This window comes from Serratia sp. NA_13 (genome assembly GCF_052691735.1).
The window spans coordinates 336581-361264 of the sequence record NZ_JBQZFV010000003.1 but is presented as its reverse complement, the minus strand read 5'-3'; the positions used below and the strand labels follow the sequence as shown (position 1 = coordinate 361264).

At 58.1% G+C, this 24684-nt stretch carries 21 protein-coding genes; 9 read left to right on the top strand and 12 right to left on the bottom strand.

The genetic code is table 11. The features are described 5' to 3' along the window. Positions 1–193: 193 nt before the first annotated feature. The 5 genes from astE to ACUTSU_RS08305 form a co-directional block, all read right to left on the bottom strand. Positions 194–1177 carry a succinylglutamate desuccinylase gene (astE, locus tag ACUTSU_RS08325; protein WP_445650602.1) on the bottom strand — a complete coding sequence of 328 codons (984 nt, stop codon included), beginning with the start codon at positions 1175–1177 and terminating at the stop codon, positions 194–196. 11 nt (positions 1178–1188) lie between these two features. Beyond that, positions 1189–2529 (bottom strand): N-succinylarginine dihydrolase, encoded by a 1341-nt coding sequence (gene astB, locus ACUTSU_RS08320; RefSeq protein ID WP_261122212.1) that lies wholly within the window; start codon positions 2527–2529, stop codon positions 1189–1191. 83 nt (positions 2530–2612) lie between these two features. After that, positions 2613–4085, bottom strand: coding sequence for a succinylglutamate-semialdehyde dehydrogenase (gene astD / locus ACUTSU_RS08315; protein WP_445650601.1), 1473 nt, complete (start codon positions 4083–4085; stop codon positions 2613–2615). Beyond that, a complete protein-coding gene (gene astA, locus ACUTSU_RS08310; protein WP_445650600.1) occupies positions 4085–5119 on the bottom strand; it encodes an arginine N-succinyltransferase in 1035 nt (344 codons plus the stop codon). Before astA ends, astD begins: the two co-directional genes overlap by 1 nt. Before the next feature lie 52 nt (positions 5120–5171). Further along, positions 5172–6386, bottom strand: coding sequence for an aspartate aminotransferase family protein (locus ACUTSU_RS08305; protein WP_261094571.1), 1215 nt, complete (start codon positions 6384–6386; stop codon positions 5172–5174). 290 nt (positions 6387–6676) lie between these two features. On the opposite strand from ACUTSU_RS08305, the gene ACUTSU_RS08300 reads away from it, so the two are divergent. The 7 genes from ACUTSU_RS08300 to ACUTSU_RS08270 all read left to right on the top strand — a co-directional run bounded on the left by ACUTSU_RS08300 (position 6677) and on the right by ACUTSU_RS08270 (position 13827). After that, positions 6677–6955 carry a hypothetical protein gene (locus ACUTSU_RS08300; RefSeq protein WP_445650599.1) on the top strand — a complete coding sequence of 93 codons (279 nt, stop codon included), beginning with the start codon at positions 6677–6679 and terminating at the stop codon, positions 6953–6955. 171 nt (positions 6956–7126) lie between these two features. Beyond that, entirely contained in the window at positions 7127–8401 is a 1275-nt protein-coding gene (locus ACUTSU_RS08295; RefSeq protein WP_445650598.1) for an ABC transporter substrate-binding protein, read from the top strand. A gap of 61 nt (positions 8402–8462) precedes the next feature. Next, positions 8463–9404: a carbohydrate ABC transporter permease gene (locus ACUTSU_RS08290; RefSeq protein ID WP_445654008.1), complete on the top strand. Its 942-nt coding sequence runs from the start codon at positions 8463–8465 to the stop codon at positions 9402–9404. Next, positions 9394–10227, top strand: a complete 834-nt coding sequence (locus ACUTSU_RS08285; protein ID WP_445650596.1) for a carbohydrate ABC transporter permease — start codon at positions 9394–9396, stop codon at positions 10225–10227. Before ACUTSU_RS08290 ends, ACUTSU_RS08285 begins: the two co-directional genes overlap by 11 nt. 3 nt (positions 10228–10230) lie before the next feature. Next, positions 10231–11640 carry a leucyl aminopeptidase family protein gene (locus tag ACUTSU_RS08280; RefSeq protein WP_445654007.1) on the top strand — a complete coding sequence of 470 codons (1410 nt, stop codon included), beginning with the start codon at positions 10231–10233 and terminating at the stop codon, positions 11638–11640. Further along, a complete protein-coding gene (locus ACUTSU_RS08275; protein WP_445650594.1) occupies positions 11640–12773 on the top strand; it encodes an ABC transporter ATP-binding protein in 1134 nt (377 codons plus the stop codon). The genes ACUTSU_RS08280 and ACUTSU_RS08275 overlap by 1 nt, the downstream gene beginning before the upstream one ends. A 61-nt stretch (positions 12774–12834) precedes the next feature. After that, the gene (locus ACUTSU_RS08270) at positions 12835–13827 is read left to right on the top strand and encodes a LacI family DNA-binding transcriptional regulator (RefSeq protein ID WP_445650593.1); all 993 of its coding nucleotides are present in this window, start codon (positions 12835–12837) and stop codon (positions 13825–13827) included. Positions 13828–13836: 9 nt separating this feature from the next. On the opposite strand, the gene ACUTSU_RS08265 is transcribed toward ACUTSU_RS08270, so the two are convergent. After that, entirely contained in the window at positions 13837–14763 is a 927-nt protein-coding gene (locus tag ACUTSU_RS08265; RefSeq protein ID WP_445650592.1) for a N(4)-(beta-N-acetylglucosaminyl)-L-asparaginase, read from the bottom strand. 242 nt (positions 14764–15005) lie between these two features. Here ACUTSU_RS08265 and ACUTSU_RS08260 point away from each other — a divergent pair, with 242 nt between their 5' ends. After that, entirely contained in the window at positions 15006–15980 is a 975-nt protein-coding gene (locus ACUTSU_RS08260) for an alpha/beta hydrolase (protein WP_445650591.1), read from the top strand. Position 15981: 1 nt separating this feature from the next. Here ACUTSU_RS08260 and ACUTSU_RS08255 read toward each other — a convergent pair whose 3' ends face one another. From ACUTSU_RS08255 to ACUTSU_RS08230, 6 genes are all read right to left on the bottom strand, one after another. Further along, positions 15982–16950 carry an ABC transporter ATP-binding protein gene (locus ACUTSU_RS08255; RefSeq protein WP_445650590.1) on the bottom strand — a complete coding sequence of 323 codons (969 nt, stop codon included), beginning with the start codon at positions 16948–16950 and terminating at the stop codon, positions 15982–15984. Beyond that, complete coding sequence (locus ACUTSU_RS08250; protein WP_445650589.1) at positions 16940–17926, bottom strand: ABC transporter ATP-binding protein; 987 nt, start codon at positions 17924–17926, stop codon at positions 16940–16942. Before ACUTSU_RS08250 ends, ACUTSU_RS08255 begins: the two co-directional genes overlap by 11 nt. Next, positions 17923–18873 (bottom strand): oligopeptide ABC transporter permease, encoded by a 951-nt coding sequence (gene opp4C / locus ACUTSU_RS08245; RefSeq protein ID WP_445650588.1) that lies wholly within the window; start codon positions 18871–18873, stop codon positions 17923–17925. The genes ACUTSU_RS08250 and opp4C overlap by 4 nt, the downstream gene beginning before the upstream one ends. 2 nt (positions 18874–18875) lie before the next feature. Continuing rightward, positions 18876–19832, bottom strand: a complete 957-nt coding sequence (locus ACUTSU_RS08240; RefSeq protein ID WP_445650587.1) for an ABC transporter permease — start codon at positions 19830–19832, stop codon at positions 18876–18878. A gap of 48 nt (positions 19833–19880) precedes the next feature. Then, a complete protein-coding gene (locus tag ACUTSU_RS08235) occupies positions 19881–21536 on the bottom strand; it encodes an ABC transporter substrate-binding protein (RefSeq protein WP_445654019.1) in 1656 nt (551 codons plus the stop codon). A gap of 182 nt (positions 21537–21718) precedes the next feature. Beyond that, positions 21719–23137: an aminotransferase-like domain-containing protein gene (locus ACUTSU_RS08230; RefSeq protein ID WP_261122205.1), complete on the bottom strand. Its 1419-nt coding sequence runs from the start codon at positions 23135–23137 to the stop codon at positions 21719–21721. A 144-nt stretch (positions 23138–23281) separates the two neighbouring features. Between ACUTSU_RS08230 and ACUTSU_RS08225 the strand changes: the two genes are divergently transcribed. Next, on the top strand, positions 23282–24682 hold the full coding sequence (locus ACUTSU_RS08225; protein ID WP_445650585.1) for a cytochrome ubiquinol oxidase subunit I: 1401 nt from the start codon (positions 23282–23284) through the stop codon (positions 24680–24682). Positions 24683–24684 lie beyond the last annotated feature (2 nt).

The window sequence follows — 24684 nt, the reverse complement described above, 5'->3', positions numbered from 1 at the left end:
TTCGATTCAAATCACCAAAAATGCCCACATGAGAAGGAAAAAGATAAAAAGCAAAAAAGAAATCGCAGAATATAAATCAGAGGGAAAATAAGAGGAATGAGCAGCATTATATACCGAGGTTATTTAAGGTTGCAGCCAACATCGCTACAACCTAAAACATTAAAAGAATAAACCCGCCTGACAAAACGTTCGTTCAATACAGCGTGCTGCGCGGTGCCTCAACCAGCACCATACCGGCACGCAACCCAAGCGCAACCCCAGGGTTAGGAAACAATATCCACTCGCTGGCATGCTGAACCCGGTACTCTTCGCCCGGTTGCTCACACAGCAGCGTTCCCCGCTTCAGCTCGGTAAAGTTGGCAGTATCATCACTGAGATGCAGCCTGAAGTCTTCACTACGCTTGATCAGCGAACGCTCTACGCGGAATAGCCGCAAAGCATCCCCCGCTCGTTGCGGCAAAGGCTCATCACTCACCGCCGTCTGCAAAGCACGGTTAATGGCGGCAAACTGCTGCAGATCGTTCACGCCGAACGGCCGCGCCTTGCCCAGCTCCAGCGTGCAGCTGGCGGCGCTGGCATGTTCGCTGGTGAAATGGCTGAAGGTACCACCCGGTGCACTGTGGAGCACCAATGCATCCAGATCGGCGGCGTCCAGCAAGGCCAGCATCTCTACACTATAAGGCCGCGTCTGGAACGGCAGAATGCCAAAGCGCGGCAGGCGCGAATCACGGATGGCCGTATGCAAATCATAATGGAAACGTGCAGCGCTCTCATCGGCGAAAAACGCCGTGATAACCTGCTCCAGCTGCTGTGCCCGCGCGGTTTCACCGCTATGGTCAAAATCGCGATAGCGGCCGCCAAACATCCGGTTCATATCACTGTGCAGATAACGCTTTCCGGCGCGCATCGCCGCCGGGTTACCCAGCACCACCAGCAGGCGAACCGCCAGGGAGCGATCGCCGTTGAGCAGGTCTTTGACCAACTGATTCAACAACTCAATCGGGGCGGTTTCATTACCGTGGATACCTGCAGAAAGCACTACCGCCTGGCGGTAACCCTGCTTAGGAGTGATTTCCAGCAGGCCTTCCGTTAGCCAACGCCAGTGCAAATGCGCATTTTCGCCCTGTTGCTCAGCGGGAACCTGCCCCGCCAGCGTCAGGGCCAACAAATCAAACATGGTGGCTCCGTCTATTGTTGGAAAGGATAAACCGAACCCAGCCCGAGGATGGTGGTCAGGGAATCCAGCGCTTCACGCCCTTCACGCAGCAGTTGCGGATCGGCAAGGTCATTTTGCGTCAGGCGATCGCGGTAATAGCGATCGACCCATTCATTGAGCGTGACGAACAGACTATCGTTCATCATTACGCGCGGATTAACCGCCCGCAGCTCCTGCTCATTGAGCGCCACACGCAGCCGCAAACAGGCAGGCCCACCGCCGTTGCGCATGCTCTCACGCAGATCGAATACCTTGATTTCATCAATAGGCCCGCCGCTGGCCGCCATCTCGCTCAGGTAACTCCAGACGCCGCTGTGCTGGCGCGACTCTTCAGGTACCACGATCATCATCTTGCCGTTGGGCTTGGTCAGGATCTGGCTGTTAAACAGGTAGGTTGCCACCGCATCCGCCACGGAAACCCGCGTCGTCGGCACCTCAATCGCTACCAGTTCGCTGTCCAGCGTCGCCATCTTGCGGCGCACTTCATCCAGCGCCTGTTGCTGCCGATAAAAAGCCTGCTGATGATGGAACAGCACGTTCTGGTTGCTAACGGCAATCACGTCGTTATGGAACACGCCCTGATCGATCACCTCCGGATTCTGCTGCACAAACACCGTATGCTGCTCGTCCAACTGGTGCAGACGGGCAATCGCCTCCCCGGCTTCACGCGTCTGACGCGCCGGATAACGCGTTGGTGCAATTTCGCCACCAAACTCCTGACGGCCGTAAACAAACATCTGCACGCTGCGTTTAGCGTAGTCGCCACCCAACCGGTTGTGGTTAGCCGCCCCTTCGTCACCAAACAGCGCCACCTGCGGCAAAGCCTCATGGTGGGCGAAATGGCGGGGGTCGTTAAACATCGCTCGCAGTACGCCAGAGGTGGTTTCAGCCTCTATCGCGCGATGGAATTTATTGTTCAGATTGGCGGCTGTGAAATGCACCTTGCCATCAGCACTGTCCGCGGAAGGCGATACCGTGGCCGCATTGGCGGTCCACATGCAGGAAGCGGAACTGAGCGCGGACAGCAGGCGTGGGGATTGCTGCATCGCCTGCGCCAACACGCTTTCATCGCTGCCGCCAAAGCCCAGTTTACGTAACATTGGCACATGCGGGCGTTCCTGCGGCGGTAAAACCCCCTGCTGGAAACCGAGATCGGCCAACGCCTTCATCTTCAGCAAGCCTTGCTTGGCCGCCAGCTTCGGGTTCGACACGCTATTTTGGTGCTGGGTCGAAGCCTCATTACCAAACGACAATCCGGCGTAGTGATGCGTCAGGCCCACCAGACCATCAAAATTGACTTCATATCCTGACATGCTGTTCTCCTGATATTGCAGGGGCGCTGCATGCTGCGCCCCTGCAGAAACAACGCTGTGCCTTGAAAAGCGGCGGGTAAAACTTAATTAAATGACAGCCCCGGCGACAGGCTGGTCGGCAACGTCAAACTTTCGCTTTCCAGCGACGCCATTGGCCAAGCGCAATAATCCGCTGCGTAGTAGGCGCTTGGTCGATGGTTGCCGGAAGCCCCCACGCCGCCGAACGGTGCCGCACTGGAAGCACCGGTTAACGGTTTGTTCCAGTTGACGATACCGGCGCGCGCTTCCAGCAGTAGGTGATCAAAGCGCTCACGCTGCGGCGATACCAGACCGACCGACAGTCCATAACGCGTCTGGTTGGCGATACGCACGGCTTCATCAAAGTCGTTATAGCGAATGATGGTTGTCAGTGGGCCAAAGTACTCTTCGTCCGGCACGTCACGCACGCCGGTCACGTCAATAATGCCGGGGCTGAGCAATGCGCTGCCGCTTTCCAGGCGCTGCATGGTCAGCAAGGCTTTGCCGCCCAGTGACAGCAGGTGATGTTGTGCCGCCAGCATTTTTTCTGCCGCCGCTGAAGAGATCACCCCGCCCATAAACGGCTGAGGTTCAGCGTCCCAACGCCCAATACGCAACGCACTCGCCACCTGCACCAAACGCTCGATAAAGGCATCGCCCTCATTACCGCGTTTCACCAGAATGCGGCGTGAACAGGTGCAGCGCTGACCGGCGGAAATAAACGCCGACTGGATCGCCAGGTTGACCGCCGCATCGCAGTCTTCAATCTGGTCAACAATCAGCGCGTTGTTGCCACCCATTTCCAATGCCAGGATTTTTTCAGGCTGCCCCGCCAACTGACGATGCAGGTGATAACCAGTGCCGGCGCTGCCGGTAAACAGCAGACCGTCGATATCGCTGCTGGCGGCCAGTGCTTCGCCGGTTTCACGTCCGCCCTGCACCATATTGAGCACCCCGGCAGGCAAACCGGCCTGCTGCCACAGCTTCAGGGTTTCCTCGGCGGTCTGGGGGGTCAGTTCACTCGGCTTGAATACCACCGTGTTGCCCGCCAACAAGGCCGGCACAATGTGCCCATTGGGTAGATGGCCGGGGAAGTTATAAGGCCCAAACACCGCCAGCACGCCGTGTGGCCGGTGGCGCAGCACCGAAGCACCGTCCGCCATCGCGGTCTGGCTAACGCCGGTACGCGCCTGATAAGCCTGCAGGGAAATCGCCACTTTGCCGATCATCGCCTGGACTTCGGTCAGCGTTTCCCAGCGCGGTTTGCTGGTTTCACGGCTGATGGTGGCCGCCAAATGCGACTTGTGCTCTTCCAACAGCGCGGCAAAACGTTTCACCCGTTGTTCGCGTTGTTCAAACGGAGTGCGCGCCCAGGCAGGGAACGCCGCACGAGCCGCTTCGCAAGCGGCGGCTACATCGCTGCCGTCGGCGGCCTTAGCCTGCCACAGCGGCTGATTGTCGACCGGATCGGTTTTGCTGAACTCAGCGCCACGGCCCTGCTGCCAGGCGCCATTAATAAACAGTGCAGGATGTGACATTACGCTTTCTCCTGTGCAATAAGGGGGATAACCCGCACCGGGCTGCCTTGCTCAACGCCCAGCGCCGCAGCGGTGGCCGCATTGAGGTGCAGACGGTCGTCATACAATTCGGCATTGACCAACAGTGCGCGGTAATTTTGATAATGATCGTTAGCCACCAGATGAACCGGCACATCGGCGCGCATCGGCGTTTCATCCAGCACCACTTTCACCAGGCGGCTTTGCTTGACCGCGCGGATATGGTCGATTTCCGCTTCCAGCGTCGGGCCACCGTCGAAGATATCGACATAGCCCTGATAACGCAGGCCTTCCGACTCCAGTACCCGGCGTGCCGGTACCGTTTGCGGGTGCACTTCACCAATCACTTTTTGCGCGTCTTCGGCCAGGAAATCGACATACAGCGGGTGCTTTGGCATCAGTTCGGCAATAAACGCCTTCTGACCGGTGCCGCTCAGGTAGTCCGCCTTGGCGAACTCGATGGAAAAGAAATGATTGCCAACGCTCTCCCAGAATGGGGAACGGCCCTCTTCATCGGAGAAGCCACGCATTTCGGCAATCAGGCGCTCAGAGAAACGTTCACGGAAAGCGGCAATAAACAGAAAACGCACCTTTGACAGCAGCTTGCCGTTTTCGCCGTGACGGTAGTCCGGATCGAGGAACAGCGTGCACAGTTCGGAATGGCCGGTGTGATCGTTGCTGAGGAACAGCGTCGGAACCGATTTATACACATTCAACTGCTTGGAGGCATGCACCTGAGTGCCAACGCGGAAGCTATACCAGGGTTCGGTCAGGCCAACCGCCACTTCAATGGCGCAGACCCCGACCGCCTGTTGACGCTCCGTGTCTTCCAGCACAAACAGATAACACTGCTCACCACGCGGAAGTTCGCCTTGCCAGGTTTTTAACGCCCGCTCAATGCGTGCCAGCAAGGTATCTTCGTCTTGCGGCAGTGAAGTGAGACCGATGCCGGACTTACCGGCGAGCGTCAGTAAATCAGCCAAATCGCGACGCTCTATAGGGCGAATAATCATCATAATGCGAACCTCTTCTTAATCAGGCTGCGCAGGTGTTGGCGCAGCCCGTGTGTTAGCTGCAAATCCGTGCCACGGCTCGCGCGAATCGCGCCAGCCCCTCTTTCACATCCTGCTCAGGAATGATCAGCGAAGGAGTGAAACGCACCACATCCGGGCCGGCGATCAGGGCAATCACACCCTCTTCGTTGGCCAGTTGGGTGATCTGTTTCGCTTTGCCGGCATAATCCTGGGTCAACTGGCAGCCAATCAACAGGCCGCCACCGCGTATTTCAGAGAAAATCGGGTATTGCTGGTTAATCTTGTTCAGGCCATCAAGGAACCACTGGTGGCGTTGCTTAACCCCATCCAGCACCTCCGGCGTGTTGATGATTGAGAACACCGCCCCCGCTACCGCCGTCGCCAGCGGGTTGCCGCCGTAGGTGGTGCCATGGGTACCGACGCCCAGAGTTTTAGCCAGTTCGTCCGTGGTCAGCATCGCGCCGATAGGGAAGCCGCAACCCAGCGCCTTCGCCGTAGTCAGCACGTCCGGCACCACGCCGTATTGAGTATAGGCGTACAGCTCGCCGGTACGGCCCATGCCGGTTTGCACTTCATCGAAAATCAGCACCGCGTCGTGACGGTCGCACAGCTCGCGCAGCCCCTGCAGGAAGGCTGGATCGGCCGGCAACACACCGCCTTCACCCTGAATCGGCTCGACGATCACCGCGCAGGTGTGATCGCCTATCACTTCAGCGGCGGCCGCCAGATCGTTAAACGGCGTGTGGGTGATGCCGCCCGGCAATGGAGCAAAGTCTTTGGAATATTTCGGCTGGCCACCGGCAGAGACGGTAAACAGCGTGCGGCCGTGGAAGGCGTTGTTAAATGCCACAATCTGATTCTTGCTGCTGTTGCCCTGGTCCAGCGCACGTTTACGTGCCAGCTTCAGTGCCGCTTCGTTGGCTTCCGCCCCGGAGTTACAGAAAAACACCTTGTCGGCAAAGGTGGCGTCAATCAACTGTTTGGCCAAACGCAGCACTGGCTCGTTGGTGTAGCCGTTGCCCAAATGCCACAGTTTGCCCGCCTGCTCCACCAATGCTGCCGTCACCACCGGGTGAGCATGGCCCAACGCGTTGACCGCGATGCCGCCGGCAAAATCGATGTAAGACTTACCCTGTTGATCCCAGACCTGCGAACCTTCTCCCCGTACCAGAATAAAATCAGCGGGGGCGTAAACCGGAACCATCCAGTCGTCGAAAGACTGGCGGGTAACTGCGATTGGCTGTTCCATAATGACCTCATAACCTCAGCAAAGACTGAATTTTGACTGTAAGGGCCGCTCCAGCCCGGATGTTCCGCAACAAAACAACAAAAACTGCGCCACAAGTTCGACTTTTCGACCGGTGATAACTCTGCCTTTCACCGCCTATTCAGAAACAAATCTGTTACATCAAACGCGTTTTTCGCTATTTATGCCGGGTATCGGCTCCTGGAACGGGGAATAAATGTTAACGAGCAGTTAAAATACATGCCGTTTGATAAAGAGTGTAGAGCAGCTATCGTGCCAAACTGGGATTTTTGGTGGATTTTTCGTTTTTTTACGCTAAAACAACGGGTTACAATGCATACTTATTCAATAAATATGCATTGGTAATGAATAATTGGAAAAATAAGGCCAAAAATCATCATTGGCCGCGAAATCCTATTCAATTACAAAAAACTTCAATAATTCTGATCGCGCTCGCAAAAATAATTTGGCCCGATCTGCGCCCGATCACACTTTCGCGCCACTTCGGTGCAAAAAACGCACCAAACACGGGCAAACCCGCGTCAGATCAGGCTCTGCGTGGCGGGGTGTGAACCATCATCGGGCGTATCTATGGGCAACTTCCGCGCCAGATCTCATATTTGTTAACTTACCGAACAAATTGTTGACAGTCTGGGAACGCGATAATAGGTTAATTTCAATGGAACACGTGTTCCATGATGAAAAAACACACACCACATCGACTGCACAGCATCGGAGTTATCATGGCTCATTTCTGCTTGCGTACTAACCATAGGATCACCGGGGCCGCACTGGCCGTGCTGCTGGCCCAGCCCATTTCCGCCAGCGCCAACACCAGCATTACCTTCGCCAACTATTTGCCGAATGATTACATCAACAAGGTGATTAAAGACTTTGAGACGGCACATCCGGATATCCAGGTGCAGTCGATCAAATGCGGCTTCGCCGACTGCCATCAAAAGCTGACGACCGCGCTGGCCGTCGGCCAGGGCGCCGCCGATATTTTCAGCGTCAGTACCATCAAGCTGGGCAGTTTTGCCAACTCCGGTGGCCTGAACAACCTGAGCGCCCCGCCATTCAGCATCGATAGTCAGGGTTGGCAGTTTGATCCTTCGATGATCAGCCTGGCAAAGGGCAACGATGGCAACATCTATGGTGTGCCCTACGACACCGGCCCGGTGATCATGATCTACCGTAACGACATGGTGCACAAAGCCGGCGTGAAGATTGAAGACATCACCAAAAGCTGGGACAGCTTTATCGCCTTCGGTGAAAAATTGAAAAAAGAGCAAGGCGCCTACCTGCTCCCAGCCGCTACCAGCCTGATCAACCCGCTGGTGGTCGGCATGAACAGTGAACCGGGCAAGCCGGTCTACACCAAAGACGGCAAACCCAATCTTGATTCGCCGCAAATCAAACAGCTGATGACGGTGATTAAAACGCTGTATGACAAAGGGCTGGCGGCCTCGCTCGACGGTTCAACCAACTCGCAGGAATACATCAAACTGTACCGCCAGGGGAAACTGTTCGCCGATATCGACGGCCCCTGGGACGAAGGCCGCATCGAGCAGGAACTGGATCCGGACGGTGCCAAAGCCGGGCTGTGGCGCGTAACCGGCGTGCCGGGCAATATCAAGGTCAATGCCGGCGGCACCACGCTGGTGATCCCGAAACAGAGCAAAAACGCCCAGGCGGCCTGGCAGTTCATTCAATACTTTATGCAGCGTGACGTAGTGATAGACGCGGCGAAAACCGCCGGCACCTTACCTGCCCGCCTCGACGTGTATAACGCGCCCTACTTTGACACACCGAGCAGCATTCTCGGCGGTCAGCATTCGATGCGCTACTACGCCAGCCTGGTGCCGGATTTGAAACCGGTCGCCTCATCACCGGAAGACAATATCGCCAACGAAATTCTTAACGAAGCGGCGAAGAAAATTCTGGTGCAGCATCAGGACATCGACAGCACCCTGCGCGATGCCAACAAGCTGCTCGAGCGGCGGATGCGCGCTTTGTAATCATCAGATACGGCGGTCAGTCGGCCGCCGACTTTATGTTTTCCGTCGGTTCGGGGAGTCTATGCGTAAGCGATTTTTCAAAGGGCTACTGCACGATCACCGCACTGCCTACCTGCTGCTGCTGCCATTTATGCTGCTGTTCGCGGTGTTCAACGCCTTCCCGATCTTTTTCTCGGCGTTTCTGTCATTTCAGTCGTGGAACCCGGTCAAAGGCCTCAGCTCGATGAAGTTTGTCGGGCTGGACAACTTTTACTATGCCTTCACCGACGATGCCTTCTGGGTATCGCTGGTCAACACCATCAAAATTACGCTGGTGTCCGGCCTCTGCCAGCACCTGTTCGCCATCACCCTGGCCTACTCATTGCTGCACATCATCATGCGCGGCAGACGCTTTTTGAAGGCGGCGATCTTCCTGCCCTACATTACCTCTTCCGTCGCCGTCAGCCTGATTGTGTTCAACCTGTTCTCCCCGGTCGGCATGGTTAACGAACTGCTCAGCGGGTTAGCCACCCGACTGCACCTCGGTGCGATGGCGGCTGCCTTGCCGATCAACTTCTTTGACAGTGACTGGATCCGCTTCACCATCGCCAATCAGGTGACCTGGAAGTTTACCGGCATCAATACGGTGATCTACATGACCGGCCTGGCGTCGATCTCACCGGACCTGTACGAAGCGATAGAGCTGGACGGCGCCGGCCGCTGGCAAAAATTTCGCTATATCGCCCTGCCGCTGTTGGCACCCTTTATCTTCTTCGCCACCTTGATGACGCTGATTGGCAATATGCAATTGTTCAATGAACCGATGATCCTGACGCAAGGCACCGGCGGGGTCGACAACAGCGGCCTGACGGTATCGATGTACGTGTACAAAACCGGTTGGTCCTATCTGGACATGGGTACCGCTTCGGCGATCTCCTGGATCCTGTTCCTGTTGATTGCCGTGGTCAGCGCCCTGGTGTTCTGGGGCTTTGGCAAGCGTGGAGGATTGAACGATGACCGCTAACGGCCGCCGTTTTGACACCGGCAAGCTGGTGATTTACCTGCTGGTCTCACTGTTTGCTTCGCTGTCATTATTCCCGTTCTATTGGTCGGCCTTGCTGGCGACGCAGGATACCCGCAGCATCATGGGCATGTCGCTGCGCTTTGGCAGCCATCTGCTGGAAAACTACCAAGGGCTGGAACAGCAGGTACCTTTCACCCGCGCGCTGCTCAATACCCTGTATGTCACCGCCATGGCGACGCTGACCAGCGTGCTGGTGTCCGCCGCTGCGGGCTACGCCTTCAGCGTTTATCAGTTCAAGGGCAAAAAGGTGCTGTTCACCACCCTGATGCTGACCATGATGGTGCCCAGCGTGGTCAACCTGGTGCCCTATTTCTTCGTGATCAAAAGCGTCGGCCTGCTGGATCAGTTCGCCGCCGTCTGGCTGCCCGCCGGGGTCAACATCTTCGGCATTTTCCTGGTACGTCAGTACGTCAGTTCCTCGCTGCCCAGTGAAATTCTCGACAGTGCGCGTATGGATGGCCTGAACGAACTGCAAATATTCCTGCGTATCGGCCTGCCGCTGATGCGCCCGGCGCTGCTGACGGTGGCGATCGTAGTGGTGGTCGATACCTGGAACAACTTTATGCTGCCGCTGGTGGCGTTGCAGTCGCCGGACAAACAAATTCTTCAGTTGGTGTTGCGCAGCCTGAGCGGTGCCACTGCCACGCCGTGGAACCTGGTGATGACCGGCAGCTTCCTGGCGATCGTACCGCTGCTGATCGCCTTTATCTTCTCGTCCAAACAAATGATGGAGAGCCTCACCCGTGGGGCGGTCAAAGGGTAACTTATGCAATCAATCGATATTTACCGCGTTAACGGCGCGAGCGAGCGTCAACAAGTGATCCTGTTTGCTGCCGCAGAAGACCAACTGCCTGCCACCTTGCAAAATGCCGGTCTGCAACGGGCAGGGGTAAGCACGCTTTATCCACTGGGTGACGGCCGTTTTGCGCTCAACATCGGCACGCCGCTGACCCCTGCCGCACTGCAGGATGCCGGGGCGACGATCGCAGCCGGGCAAAAAGACTACGGGCTGCAACAACTGCGCCTGACGTTGGCCCCAGAGTTGCCGACGGATGCCGAGAACTGGCGCTGGTTACTGTTCGGCCTGCGCCTGGGCGCCTATCATTATCAACATCACACCAACGCCCGGCTTGCCGATCCCACGCTGCCACTGAACAGCCGAGACGCGGCCACCCAGGCTCTGTGTGACTGGGCTAACCTGCACGCCGAGGGCGTGATCGCCGGTCGCGAACTGATGAATAAACCGGCCAACATTCTCTACCCGGAAAGCTTTGTTGAAGCGGTAGCACAGTTACCCTTCCGCCATCTGCGCCAAGAGGTATTGGGGGATGAACAAATGGCGGCGTTGGGCTTTGGCGGCCTGCTCGGGGTTGGCCAGGGCAGCGCCCGTGCGTCGCAGTTGCTGATCCTCGATCACCATCCGGCCAACGCCCGCCACACGCTGGCGCTGGTCGGCAAAGGCGTCACCTTCGACAGCGGCGGCATCAGCATCAAAGGCGCGGCACGCATGAGCACCATGAAGTTCGATATGGGCGGTGCCGCCGCGGTGGTGGGCGCAATGCGCATTATCGACGCGCTGCAACTGCCGATCCGCGTCATTGGCCTATGCGGGCTGGTGGAAAACATGCCCTCCTCCCGCGCCCAGCGCCCTGGTGACGTTGTCACTATGCACAACGGCAAATCGGTGGAGATCATTTCCACCGACGCCGAGGGCCGCATGGTGCTGGCGGACGTGATCAGCTATGCCCAGCAACGCTTCCAGCCGGATTATCTGCTGGATATCGCCACCCTGACCGGCGGCGCCGGCGTGGCACTGGGCAAGGAATATGCCGCCATGATGGGCAACGACCCGGCATTTCTGGCGCAGGTCACCCAGGCGGGCCAGATCAGCGCAGAACCGGTGTGGCCGATGCCGCACGGCGGCTGGTATCGCGGCGTGCTGAAGTCTGAATTTGCCGACTACCGCCACGGCGGTGAAGATCCGCACGGCAGCCCGTGCGTGGCGGCGACCTTTATCAGCGAGTTCGTACAACCGGGCCAACGCTGGGCGCATCTGGACATCGCCGCCATGTCGACCGATATGCCGCACCGCAAGCTGTATGCCAACGGCGCGTCCTCATTCGGCGTGCTGCTGCTGGCGCGGCTGAGTTCCCTGCTTGCCGAAACGGAGCACTGATGGCTTACGTAGAATTGCTTGATATCAACAAACGTTATGACAACGGCTATCAGGCCGCCAGCAACGTGAATCTGCAGGTGGAAAAAGGCGAATTTGTGGTGCTGCTCGGCCCATCGGGCTGCGGCAAGTCCACCACCCTGCGGATGATCGCCGGGCTGGAAACCCTGTCCTCCGGCGAATTGCGCATCGACGGCGAACGCATGAACGAAGTGCTGCCGAAATACCGTGATATCGCCATGGTGTTCCAGAGTTATGCGCTGTATCCGCACATGACGGTGTACGACAATATGGCGCTGTCGCTGAAAATCAAAGGCATGAGCAAAACGGAGATCGCCGGCCAGATTGCCGCCGTCGCCGAAATGCTGCACCTGAGCGAATTTCTGCAGGTCAAACCCGGTCAGCTTTCCGGTGGCCAACGCCAACGGGTGGCGCTCGGCCGGGCGATAGTCCGACGGCCGAAGGTATTCCTGTTTGATGAACCGCTGTCCAACCTCGATGCCAAACTGCGCAACCGCATGCGTCAGGAACTGTCGGCGCTGCACAAGGCTATTGGTGCCACCATTATCTACGTCACCCACGATCAGGTGGAGGCAATGACCATGGCGGACAAAGTGGTGATCATGAACCAGGGCAAAGTCCAGCAAATCGGCACGCCGCTGGATCTCTACCACCGTCCGGTTAATCGTTTTGTCGCCGAGTTTATCGGCTCACCGCAGATGAATCTGTTTGAAGTGCAGGTACAGGTTCAGGGGAGAAGGATTATGCTGCAAGGCGATTCGGGCCTGGTGCTGCCGCTGGCCGCCGCCGATTTCCCAGCGTTGACTCAGCAACAGGGAGCCTGGCTGACGCTGGGCTGTCGTCCGGAAGCCTGTCGTATCAGCGAACCTCTGGCAGAACCGCATCTGACCGGGACGCTGGTATACAGTGAAAATCTGGGGGCAGAAAGCAATCTGTTCGTGCAGGGCGACAACGGCGCGCAATACATCGTGAAACAGCATTCCCCGTTGCAGCAATCTCAAGGGCAACCGCTGGCGGTGACGCTGGATACCAGCGCGCTGCACTTTTTTGACTCACAAACCGGCGAACGGCTGGCTACGCAGGGGGAAACTGTATTACCGAGCGGTATTCTGTGAGACCCTATGTCCGCTGCGCGACCCTACCGCAGCGCCCTGTTTACCCTTGAGTATGCGCACCATGCCGATTAAAAAAGTCACCTCTCACGATGTCGCCCGCGTGGCTGGCGTTTCACGCACCGTGGTTTCCCGCGCCTTTTCCAATCAGGGCCGGGTATCGCAGAAAAACCGCGAACTGGTAATGCGTGTCGCCAGCCAATTGGGCTATGCCCCGGATGCCATCGCCCAGAGCCTGCACACCGGCAAAACCGGCTTTGTCGCGGTGGTGGTAAACCACTTTCATGACCTGTCCGACCTGGAGTTTTTCGACCGTTTAGTGGAGCAGTTGCAAAACAGCAACCGGCAGGCGGTGATGATTCGGCTGGAAGGCATCGAAGATCCGGCCGGTTACCTGAAGCAAACCATTTCCTATCACGTGGATTCTGCCGTGGTGTTCGCCGACCATATCAGCGCACGCGCCGCCAAGGATCTGTTTCGCGTCGCCACGCCGATTATGCTCAACGGCCTGGCGGCCGATGCCCTGTGCGATGCGCTCAACGCCGATGAGGCCCCCAGCCTGCAACAATTGGCGGCACTGATGGCGCAAAAGGGTCAACAACGGGTGGCAGTGCTTGGCGGGCGTAGCAGCGCCAAAGGAGAACAACTGCGCCAACAGACCTTTTTAGCCCAGGCGGCGCAGCAGCAATTGCAGATCGTGGCCCAGCTCAGCGGGGATTACAGCTATCTGAGCGGTTTCAAACTGGCGCCACAGCTGCTGGCGGCACAGCCGGCTCCACAGGCGATCTTCTGCACCGCAGATTCCATGGCGATGGGGGTGATGGATTATATTCGTTTGCATACCTCGCTGCGCATCCCGCAGGACGTCGCGGTCTACGGCTTCGACGATATCCCGATGGCCGCTTGGCCGAGCTACCAACTGACCTCGGTACGGCGGGATATCAGTGCGATGATCGCCGCCATTGTGCAACTGATCGAACTACGCAGCAGCAGCCCGAAGGCTGCGCCGCAACAGGTGACCATTCCCACCGAACTGGTGGTGCGCGCCTCCTGCTAACCCCACCTTTCAGCGGGTAGTCATCATCTCGGCATCGCGTAATTCCGGTGCTGCCATGCCGGTTTGCCACAGCCAGTATTGGATCGGGCCGGGGCAATTGAGGCTGACCACCTTGTGGTTGCCCTGCTTATCGACGGCATGGATCGTCACCCCTTCGGTATAACCGTCCTTCAGGTAGTTCAAATCCTCTATCGCTTCATACACCGCCTGATCCAGCGTCATGCCCATCTTCATGTATAACACCACGGCGCGGCTGGTACCGCAGCGGATGGTCATTTCCCCAGTGTGAGTGCAGGCACAGGCGCCATAGCGGCTGTCGGCATAGGAGCCGCTGCCAATGATCGGGCTGTCTCCCAACCTTCCCGGGTATTTCCACGCCCAGCCCGAGGTAGAAGTAGCGGCACTGAGGCTCCTCCCGCCATCCTGCGCTAAAAACACCGTGGTATCACGCACTCGCTCCGGATCGGTGGCGTTGTTCGACAGCCCGGCCAGCGGAATATTTGGCCAGTCACGACGCTGTTCGGCACTCATCGCCTGCTCCAGCTTTTCCCACCAGACGCGTTTGGAGTCGGCAATCAGATTGTCACCGGCCAGTGCGCCAATTTCGGCAGCAAAACGCGCTGCCCCGGCTCCGACCAGGATCTCGTGGTTAAGATCTTCCATCACCCGGTACGCCACCTCCACCGGATGCAAATAGCCTTGCAATGCCCCTACTGCACCAGTGCGCAAGCTGTCGCCGTCCATCACCGAAGCATCCAGTTCCATCTCACCCAACACATTGGGCCAGCCGCCATAGCCCACGGTGCGCACGCTCGGATCCAACTCCACCAGCTTGATGCCATCAACGATGGCGCGCAGGCCATTGTGCCCCTGCTGCAGCCGTTTGGCCGACAGACCGATGCCCGGATGTCCTTCAGAGTTTGCAATCACAATCATAGGGTTCTGTTTCCCGCACGGCGTTAAGCGCCCAAAAGAAGCACCGGGTTATCCGGTGATCGGCACCAATGGAACACGTGTTCCATTGGTGCTTAAAAAGTATCTTCGCCCCGTAGAAAAGTCAAACTCAGACGGCCGAAAGCGTGGCGTGGCACGCCTTTTCTCAACGTGCTGTACAACCAGCAAACGGCAGTCATTCAACTACACTGTGATCTCGACCGAAAAACGCTTGAGGAGCCATGATGTCCAAGAAAACTGTAGATCCCACCCAACCGGCCGCACAGCATGATATTCGCACCTTTCTGGATGCGTTGAATGCCGGTGGTGGCAAGCCGATGGAACAAATGAAACCGAAGGAGGCGCGCAAGGTGCTGGAGGGCGCGCAGCGTAGCGTCGAAGTGCCGCTGCGCGAGGTCGAAATCAGCGAGAAAACCCTTCATGTCGAAGGGCAGGATATCCTGCTGCACATTGTGCGGCCGGCCAAGGTCAAGGAAGCACTGCCGGTGTTTATGTTCTTCCACGGCGGCGGCTGGGTGCTGGGCGACTTCCCTACCCATGAGCGGCTGGTGCGTGATTTGGTTTACAGTTCAGGGGCGGCAGCGGTGTTCGTCAACTATACCCCGTCACCGGAGGCCCATTACCCGACCGCCATCAATCAGGCCTATGCCGCCACCGAATGGGTGGCCGAGTACGGCGACAAAATCAACGTTGACGGCTCACGGCTGGCGGTGGTCGGCAACAGCGTCGGCGGTAATATGGCGGCGGTGGTCAGCCTGATGGCCAAAGAAAAAGGCACCCCGGCGCTGCGCACGCAGATCCTGCTGTGGCCGGTAACGCACGCCAGCTTTGATACCGGCTCTTATCACCAGTTTGCCGAAGGCCACTTCCTGACCCGCAACATGATGAAGTGGTTCTGGGACAACTACACCACCGATAAAGCGCAGCGTAAGGAGATTTACGCCTCACCACTCAATGCCACGCTGGAGCAGCTAAAAGGCCTGCCGCCGGCACTGGTGCAGACCGCTGAACTGGACGTGCTGCGTGACGAGGGCGAAGCCTATGCCCGGCTGCTCAATGCCGCCGGGGTAGAGGTCACTTCCACTCGCTACAATGGATTGATCCACGATTACGGTCTGCTAAACCCCATCGCCCATGTGCCAGCGGTGCATTCCGCCATCCATCAGGCCGGACGAGCGCTCAAGCATTATCTGGCCTAGATCACTCGACGTAATGGCAGGCCACCCGATGCCCCGCGGCCACCGTACGTAATACCGGGGCCTGTTCCCGGCACTGTTCGTTGGCCTGCGGACAGCGGGTGTGAAAGCGACAACCCTGAGGCGGTTGCGCCGGGTTAGGCAATTCGCCCCGCGCCATCGCCTGCGGCTGGCGCTGCGGATCCAGACTTGGCACCGCCGCCAACAACGCCTGGGTATAGGGATGGCGCGGTTGACCAAACAGGCTGTCGCGGTCTGCGCTCTCGACAATCTGGCCGAGGTACATCACCGCCACGTCCTGACACAGGTGCTCCACTACCCCGAGATCGTGCGAAATAAACAGAAAGGTCACCCCCTGCTGCTCCTGAAGATCGGAAAACAGGTTGATGATCTGCGCCTGGATTGAGACGTCGAGCGCCGAAATAGGCTCGTCGGCGACGATAAACTCCGGCTGCAAGATCAGCGCGCGCGCAATACCGATGCGCTGCCGCTGACCACCAGAAAACTCATGCGGAAAACGGCCATAGTGCTGCGCCGACAGCCCACAGATCTCCATGGTGTCGATCACCCGATCGCGCAGCTCGTTTTTCTGCGCCAGCCCATGTTGCAACAGAGCTTCGCCAATCGCATCGCCAATGCGCATCCTCGGGTTCAGCGAACTGTAGGGATCCTGAAACACCAACTGCATCTTCGGACGCATCTCACGCAGCCGTCGTGGGCTGAGCGCATCCAGCGCCTGCCCCTTGAACAGCACCTCGCCGGCGGTTTTGTCATGCAGCCCAAGCAGCGTGCGCCCCACGGTGGTTTTCCCACTGCCGGATTCGCCCACCAGGCCGAAAATCGTGCCTTTTCGAATGCCGAAACTGACGTCATCCACCGCCCGCAGCTGCCCGGTAGTGCGGCCGAACAGGCCTTCCCGCAGCGGAAAATGCTTCTTCAAGCCTTTGACTTCCACTAACCACTCAGCCGACATCAACACGCCCTCCCGCATTCAGAAAACAGGCCGACTGGCGCCGCAATGGGCCATACAAGGGTGGAATGCCGTCGCGGCAGCGCGCACTGGCCTGAGCGCAACGATCGGCGAAGGCGCAATACTCAGGCAGTTTGGCCAAATCAGGAACCTGGCCGGGGATCGAATACAGCCTGCGCAGCCGCTCCCCGGCCACCGGCCGCGAAGCCATCAGCCCCTGAGTATAGGGATGCAGCGGGTTAGCCAGCACTTCTCGCGCTGCCCCCTGCTCCACTATCCGTCCGGCGTACATCACCACCAGTCGGTCGGCCATCTGGGCAATCACGCCAAGGTCGTGGGTGATCAGCATCATCGCCATATTATTTTTGCGGGTCTGTTCACGCAGCAGTGCCAGGATCTGCGCCTGTACGGTGACATCCAGCGCGGTGGTCGGCTCATCGGCAATCAACAGTGCCGGACGGCAGCTGATGGCCATGGCGATCATAATGCGCTGCAGCATGCCGCCGGAAAGCTGGTGCGGGTAGCTGGTCATCAACTGCTCCGCACGCGCCAGCCCGACCTCGGTAATCAGCGCCGTCGCCTCGCGCCAGGCCGCCTTCGGCGAAGCGCCGCGATGACGAGTCAGCGGTTCCACCAGCTGTTCGCCGATGGTCAGCACCGGGTTCAGGGCGCTCATCGGCTCCTGGAAAATCATCGCCAACCGATTACCGCGCAGATCGGCCATCTGCTGCGGCCGCAGCTCCAATAAATCTTGCCCATCGAAATGGATTTCGCCGCCGTCAATTTGCGCCAGCGGCTGCGGCAACAGCCCCATCAGCGCCATGGCGGTGACGCTTTTACCACAGCCGGATTCGCCGACCACCCCCAGCGTCTGTCCGGCATGCAGTTCAAAACTCAGTTGCTGCACCGCCTGCACCCGGCCCTGTTCGCCATTGAAAGTCACCGACAGTTGATTAAAAGCCAGCAGGGGTCTGCTCATGGTCTTGCTCCGTTCATTTTCGGATCGAGCGCGTCCCGCAGGCCGTCACCCAGAATATTTATCGCCATTACAGTGATAAAAATCGCCAGGCCCGGCGGCATCCACAGCCAGGGGCGACGCTGAAAATCGATCAGACTGTTGGCGGCATCCATCATGTTGCCCCACGACGGCGTCGGCGGTACCACACCCAGCCCCAGGTAGCTGAGCGCCGACTCACTGAGAATAGCGTTGGCAACGCCCATGGTCGCCACTACCACCAGGATGGGAATGGTGTTCGGCAACAGATGGCCAAACAAGCGCCGCCGGGTGGACAGCCCGAGCACTTCGGTCGCCAGCATAAAATCGCGTTCGCGCAGCGACAGGATCTGGCCGCGCACCAGCCGCGCCAGTGAAGGCCAGCCCAGCAGGCTGAGCATGATCATTACCATGTAGATACGGTAATCCGGCGAGACGTCCAGCTCAGACAGCATCACGCCCATAATGATCAGCAGCGGCAGGCTGGGGATGGTCATCAACAGATCGGCAAAGCGCATAATCAGCTTGTCCACCATACCGCCCAGATAGCCGGACAGCGCCCCCAGCAGGTATCCAAGCGTGACGGACAACAGCATCGACACCAGGCCGATGGTCAGAGAGATACGCCCCGCAAGCAGCAGGCGAGTATAAATATCGCGACCGAGAAAATCGGTGCCGAGCCAGTGTGCCGCATTAGGCGCCTGGTTGATATTCAGCGCATCACCGGCATCGTCCAGCCAGGGCGACAGCATCGGCCCGAAAATGCACAGCACCGCCAGTATCAGCAGCAACAGCATCGAGGCCATCGCCAGCCGGTGACGCCGCAGACGTTGCCAGGCCTGAGCGGTCGGGGGTGGCGACAGTTGCGCCAGCGCCGGAAGTTGCGCCTGCCGCCAGCGGCGACGGCGTCCAAAAAACAGCGTTGCCAACATCTTCACCTCAAACGAATTCGTGGGTCGGCATAGGCGTACAAAATGTCCGCCAGCAGATTGCCCAAAATGGTCAGCACCGCCAGAAACAGCGTAAAACCCATCAATACCGGATAGTCACGGGCGGCCAGCGAGTCGATGTGGATGTGCCCCGCGCCAGGCCAATTGAAGATTTTTTCGGTGATCAGCGCGCCGGAAAACAGCGCCGGTAATTCAAATCCCAGCAGTGTGATGATCGGCAGCAAGGCATTACGCAACGCGTGTTTGACGATCACCGTTTTCTCCTTCAGGCCTTTGGCGCGAGCGGTGCGGATGTAGTCCATGCGGATCACATCCAGCATGCTGGCGCGGAAATAGCGCGTCAGGGTGCCGGCCTGCAACATCACCAGCGCCAGTACCGGCAATAGCAGGTGCGCCGCCACTTCCAATACCCACGCCAGTCCAGTGGCCTCACTGCCGGTGCGCAGCATGCCGCCCGCCGGCAACCAATGCAGATCAACGGCGAACCATTTAATCAACAGCAGGCAGAGGAAAAAGGTCGGAAATGACATGGCGCCGAACACCGCCACGGTGACCAGATGATCGAACAGCGAATAGGGTTTCATCGCCGACGCCACGCCCACCGCCAGCGCAATCCCCCAGTACAACACCAGGGCGACCGAAGCCAGCAGGAATGAGTTCCAGATGTACTGGTTCAACAAGGTACTGACCGGGATTTGGTATTGCAGCGAATAGCCGAGGTTGCCTTGCAGTAACTGGCCGAGCCAGTGCCAATAGCGGATCAGCAGCGGTTGGTCCAGCCCGTACAGCCCGCGTAATTCGGCGGCGCGCTGCGGCGTCAGGTTAATGTTGCCGTCAATAAAATCGCCGGGCGTCAGCGCGAATATAAAGAAAATCAGCAGTGATGCCAGCAGCAACATCGGCAGGGTTTGTAGCAGGCGGCGCAGGATAAAATTTTTCATGGTGTTTTCCATTACCGCCGCGCGGAGGAGCGCGGCGGTACCTTGCCGTTACTGAGCCAGTTTGACGTCCGGCAGGCTGCCGGTCAGGCCATTGTAGACATCCGGTTTAAAGCCGGTGACGCGGGCGCTACTGGCACTGAGGATCTTCCGGTTACCCAGCAGGATCACCGGTGGGTCTTCCGCCAGCACCTGATACAGCCGGTGATACAGCGGTTTGCGCTGCCCGATATCCAGCGTGGCGTTAGCCTGAGTGATCAGCTGGTCTGCCTGCGGGTTGTGATAGCCGGTTTCACTCACCTGACTGATGAAATCGCGCACCCCGTCATGCGGGTCATTCAACCCACTGGTACTGAGCGACGCCAGGTCATAATTCCCGGCCTTGCGCTGTGCCAGCAACGCATTGAAATCCAATACCTGCGGCTTCAGTAGCACGCCTATCTGCCGATAGTTGTCTTTGGCGATCGGCACCAGCGCATCGTTAAGCAGTTTTTTGGTCACCAGCAGCGTCAGTTCCAGTTTCTTGCCGTCTTTCTGGCGAATACCGTCTGCACCCGGTTTCCACCCGGCCTGCTCGAGCAATTGTTTCGCTTTATTGACGTCATAGGCGTATGGATTGATACCATTCGCATCATAAGCCCAAGAAACGGGTGAGATCGGCTGGTTAGCCACCGTGCCGTATCCCTGATACACCACAGTAATCAGCTTTTGGCGGTCCAGGCCGTAGATCAGGGCCTGACGGACACGCGCATCCTGCAACACCGGCCGCTTAAAGTTGAAATCGATACGACTGTAGTCGCTTGAGCTGTACAGGTTGATATTGGCAAAGCCGAGCAGCTTCAACTGCTCAATATCATCGGGCTTGGCGGTAAAAGCGTCGTAGTCGGTTTCACCGGTTTGGAACAGCTGGAAGTTGGTGGCCGGGTTGGTCACGCGGTAAATAAAGCGCGCCACCGCAGGCTGGCCGAGATAGAAGTTCGGGTTGGCGTGGAAGCGGATCTCCTGCCCCGGAATGTATTTGTCGTAAATATAGGGGCCGTTGCCCAACGGCTTACCATTCAACGCGCGCACGCTTTCCAACTTGCCGCGTTGATAATCCTTGCCGTAATAGGCTTTCGACAACACCGGCCCGCCGATCAGTTGCAGCGTGGTCGCACCCGGCTGGGTGGTGGTGATCTCAATTGTGCGCTCGTCAATCACCTTCAGCCCGCTGACGCTGGGTGCGGTGCCGTTTTTGTATTCCGCACCGCCCTGAATGTGCGCCGGGGTAATGTCGGTTTCACCGTCATAGGCCGGGTCATGCAGAAGCGTCAGCGTAAAAGCGATGTCTTCGGCTTTGATGGGCGAACCGTCGCTGTAGAGCAGGTTCGGGCGTAGCTTGATGGTATATACGCGATTATCCGGGCTGACCTGCCAGGATTCAGCCAATCGCGCCACCGGTTTACCTGCACTGTCCAAGCCAATGAGCCGGGTAAAAATCACATCGGTGACGTTCTCATCCCAGCCGTTGGTGAACAGATAAGGGTTAAAGTTGCCCTGTGGTTCAAGTATACCGGCCACTACGGTGTCTTTACGCATCTTGGCGGCGTTCGGTACCAGGCTGGCATCGGTGGCCGGTGTGATCCCTTCCGTCAACGCTTCCGCCTGCGCACCCAATGAAATGCCTATCGCACTAGCCAGCGCCAAAGGCACCAGCCGTTTTTGCAACAGTTTGTTTATATTATTTTTTTTGCTCACCCACTGCCCCTTGTCTACCCGTTGATAAAATGTGACAAAATTTATCGCAGAGTAATGGGCAGCCGGAGGGCTGTCTAACAACGAAACCGGCATTCCTTTGCCGGAAAAAGCAATATGAGTTTTTCTATTGCGATACCAACCGATCCGGGTGTTCAGCCTGCGGGTTCGAGCTGACGGATAAGTTTGGCCAAGGTTTTGATTGCCGCCTCGTGTTTGTCGCTCCAGTCAAAAGAGGCGTTCAAACGGAAGCAGTGGTTGAAATGGTTGCCGGTGGTGAACATGCGGCCCGGCGCGATACTCACTCCCAATGCCAGCGCTCGCTGGTAGAGTTCCATCGACGACAGAGCCGGATCCAGCTCCAGCCACAGGAAGTAGCCGCCGTCCGGCTGGCTGACTTTGACGGTAGGCGGGAAATGGTGGGCGATCGCCTGGCGCATCATGCTTTGGCGCTGCGCCAGCAAGCGGCGCAGACGCCGCAGGTGAGTATCATAGCCACCGTGCAGCAGATAGTCGGCAATCGCCAACTGGGTCGGCACGCTGGTCGAGACGGTGCTCATCAACTGCAGCCGTTGGATCTGCTGTGCGTAGCGCCCCGCCGCCACCCAACCGACGCGGAACCCCGGTGCCAGACATTTGGAGAACGACGAACAATGCAGGACTTGCCCACCGCTGTCCCATGCCTTAGCCGGCTGCGGCCGCTCGGCACTGAAATACAGCTCGCCGTAAACGTCGTCCTCAATCAGGGAAATCTGCCTCTCACGCAGCAAACTCACCAGCCGCTGCTTGTTGTCGTCCGACAGGCTGGCCCCCAGCGGGTTCTGGAAGTGGGTCATCAGCCAGCAGGCCTTGATCGGGTACTGCTCCAGCGCCTGCTCGAGCGCATCCAGATCTATGCCGTCCTGTGGGTGAGTGGCAATCGCCACCGCCTTCAAACGCAGCCGCTCCAGCGCCTGCAACGCACCATAAAACGCCGGTGATTCAATCGCCACGTAGTCCCCCGGCTGGGTCACCGCCTGCAGGCTGAGGCTCAATGATTCCATCGCCCCGGCGGTAATCACGATTTCGTCCGGTGCCACCTGCATACCGCTCAGCGCATAACGCTGGGCGATGTGGCGGCGCAGTGCTTCATTGCCGGGCGGCAGATTGGCCAGTGAGCTGTGCGGCGTAAACTTGCGTGCCACACTGCTCAGCGCCCGCGCCAGCTTGGGTTGAGCAAATAAGGTGGCGTCGGGAAACGCCGAACCAAAGGGCACAATCTCCGGATCCTGGCACGCCTGCAACACATCGAAAATAAAGGTGTTGATATCGACCTGCTCACTCAGCAACAGCTTTGCGCCGTGTGCCGGCTGCGGCAATGGCTGCGGACGCGCCGCCACGTAATAACCGGATTGCGGCCGTGCGACGATCCACCCCTGACTCTCCAGCAATTGATAAGACTGCACCACCGTCATCAGGCTCAGTCCGGCACGTTTGCCGCTCTCGCGTAGCGACGGCAGCTTGTCCCCCGCCCGCCATACCCGGTTCTGGATCTGTTCACGAATCTGTTGTGCAAGCTGCTCGTATCTGGTCATAAGCCTTAACTGTTATATGAAAAAGTGAAATAACTGTCACTATTATAGTTAATGTACTCCGTGCTTAACTTGACGCCAAGCTTTCAATACAAAAATTACCGCCATACTGAAGAGGCCATTTTATGTACAATCCAAGGAGGCGCCATGCTGGGTCTTGATGCACTGGAACTTGCCAGAATACAGTTCGCCTTCACCGTTTCTTTCCATATCATTTTCCCTGCAATTACCATTGGCCTGGCCAGTTACCTGGCGGTGCTGGAAGGGTTGTGGCTGAAAACGCGGAATGAAACCTACCGCGATCTCTATCACTTCTGGTCAAAAATTTTCGCCGTCAACTTCGGCATGGGCGTGGTGTCCGGCCTGGTGATGGCCTATCAGTTCGGCACCAACTGGAGCTTCTTCTCCGAGTTTGCCGGCAGCATTACCGGCCCGTTACTGACCTACGAAGTACTGACCGCCTTCTTCCTGGAGGCCGGTTTCCTCGGGGTGATGCTGTTCGGCTGGAACCGTGTCGGCCCTGGCCTGCACTTCTTCGCTACCTGCATGGTGGCGCTGGGGACGCTGATTTCCACCTTCTGGATCCTGGCCTCCAACAGCTGGATGCAGACCCCACAGGGCCACGAAATCATCAACGGCCAGGTGGTGCCGGTCGACTGGCTGAAAGTGATTTTCAACCCGTCATTCCCGTACCGGCTGTTGCATATGTCCACCGCCGCCTTCCTGTCTTCTGCGTTCTTTGTCAGTGCCTCCGCCGCTTGGCATTTGCTGCGCGGGCGCGACACTCCGGCGATGCGCAAAATGCTGTCGATGGCAATGTGGATGGCGCTGATTGTCGCGCCGATACAGGCGATGATCGGCGATGCGCACGGCCTGAATACGCTGAAATATCAGCCGGCGAAAATCGCCGCCATAGAAGGACACTGGGAAAACCCGCCGGGTGAAGCCACTCCGCTGATCCTGTTTGGCTGGCCGGATATGGAACGTGAGGAAACCCGCTTCAAGCTGGGGGTACCTTACCTGGGCAGCCTGATCCTGACCCACAGCCTGACCGAGCAGGTACCGGCGCTGAAATCCTTCCCACCGGAGGATCGGCCGAACTCCACCGTGGTGTTCTGGTCGTTCCGCATTATGGTGGCGCTGGGCATGCTGATGATCCTCGCCGGGGTCTGGAGCCTGTGGCTGCGCTGGCGTGGTGGCCTGTATCAGTCCCGGCCATTCCTCTACTTTATTTTGTGGATGGGCCCTTCCGGGCTGCTGGCACTGCTGGCGGGTTGGTTCACTACCGAGATTGGGCGTCAGCCATGGGTAGTCTATGGCCTGCTGCGCACCAGGGATGCGGTCTCCGCACACGGAGACCTGCACATGAGCATCAGCCTGCTGGCGTTTATCATCGTCTACTGTTCGGTGTTCGGCGTGGGTTACTCCTACATGATGCGGCTGATCCGCAAAGGACCGCAGCAGCATGAAATACATGAAGATGACACCGAAGGCCGACCGGCACGTCCGCTGTCTGCGGTGAAAGAAACTCTGGATGACAGGAGCTGAAC

Bases quoted from the DNA above. Each gene is read 5' to 3' on its own strand.
- ACUTSU_RS08285 (WP_445650596.1), top strand. From the start codon at position 9,394: ATGACCGCTAACGGCCGCCGTTTTGACACCGGCAAGCTGGTGATTTAC.
- ACUTSU_RS08280 (WP_445654007.1), top strand. From the start codon at position 10,231: ATGCAATCAATCGATATTTACCGCGTTAACGGCGCGAGCGAGCGTCAA.
- astA (WP_445650600.1), bottom strand. From the start codon at position 5,119: ATGATGATTATTCGCCCTATAGAGCGTCGCGATTTGGCTGATTTACTG.
- astD (WP_445650601.1), bottom strand. From the start codon at position 4,085: ATGTCACATCCTGCACTGTTTATTAATGGCGCCTGGCAGCAGGGCCGT.
- astB (WP_261122212.1), bottom strand. From the start codon at position 2,529: ATGTCAGGATATGAAGTCAATTTTGATGGTCTGGTGGGCCTGACGCAT.
- ACUTSU_RS08255 (WP_445650590.1), bottom strand. From the start codon at position 16,950: ATGTCGGCTGAGTGGTTAGTGGAAGTCAAAGGCTTGAAGAAGCATTTT.
- ACUTSU_RS08250 (WP_445650589.1), bottom strand. From the start codon at position 17,926: ATGAGCAGACCCCTGCTGGCTTTTAATCAACTGTCGGTGACTTTCAAT.
- ACUTSU_RS08295 (WP_445650598.1), top strand. From the start codon at position 7,127: ATGGCTCATTTCTGCTTGCGTACTAACCATAGGATCACCGGGGCCGCA.
- ACUTSU_RS08240 (WP_445650587.1), bottom strand. From the start codon at position 19,832: ATGAAAAATTTTATCCTGCGCCGCCTGCTACAAACCCTGCCGATGTTG.
- ACUTSU_RS08265 (WP_445650592.1), bottom strand. From the start codon at position 14,763: ATGATTGTGATTGCAAACTCTGAAGGACATCCGGGCATCGGTCTGTCG.
- astE (WP_445650602.1), bottom strand. From the start codon at position 1,177: ATGTTTGATTTGTTGGCCCTGACGCTGGCGGGGCAGGTTCCCGCTGAG.
- ACUTSU_RS08275 (WP_445650594.1), top strand. From the start codon at position 11,640: ATGGCTTACGTAGAATTGCTTGATATCAACAAACGTTATGACAACGGC.
- ACUTSU_RS08230 (WP_261122205.1), bottom strand. From the start codon at position 23,137: ATGACCAGATACGAGCAGCTTGCACAACAGATTCGTGAACAGATCCAG.
- ACUTSU_RS08260 (WP_445650591.1), top strand. From the start codon at position 15,006: ATGTCCAAGAAAACTGTAGATCCCACCCAACCGGCCGCACAGCATGAT.
- ACUTSU_RS08270 (WP_445650593.1), top strand. From the start codon at position 12,835: ATGCCGATTAAAAAAGTCACCTCTCACGATGTCGCCCGCGTGGCTGGC.
- ACUTSU_RS08225 (WP_445650585.1), top strand. From the start codon at position 23,282: ATGCTGGGTCTTGATGCACTGGAACTTGCCAGAATACAGTTCGCCTTC.
- ACUTSU_RS08290 (WP_445654008.1), top strand. From the start codon at position 8,463: ATGCGTAAGCGATTTTTCAAAGGGCTACTGCACGATCACCGCACTGCC.
- opp4C (WP_445650588.1), bottom strand. From the start codon at position 18,873: ATGTTGGCAACGCTGTTTTTTGGACGCCGTCGCCGCTGGCGGCAGGCG.
- ACUTSU_RS08305 (WP_261094571.1), bottom strand. From the start codon at position 6,386: ATGGAACAGCCAATCGCAGTTACCCGCCAGTCTTTCGACGACTGGATG.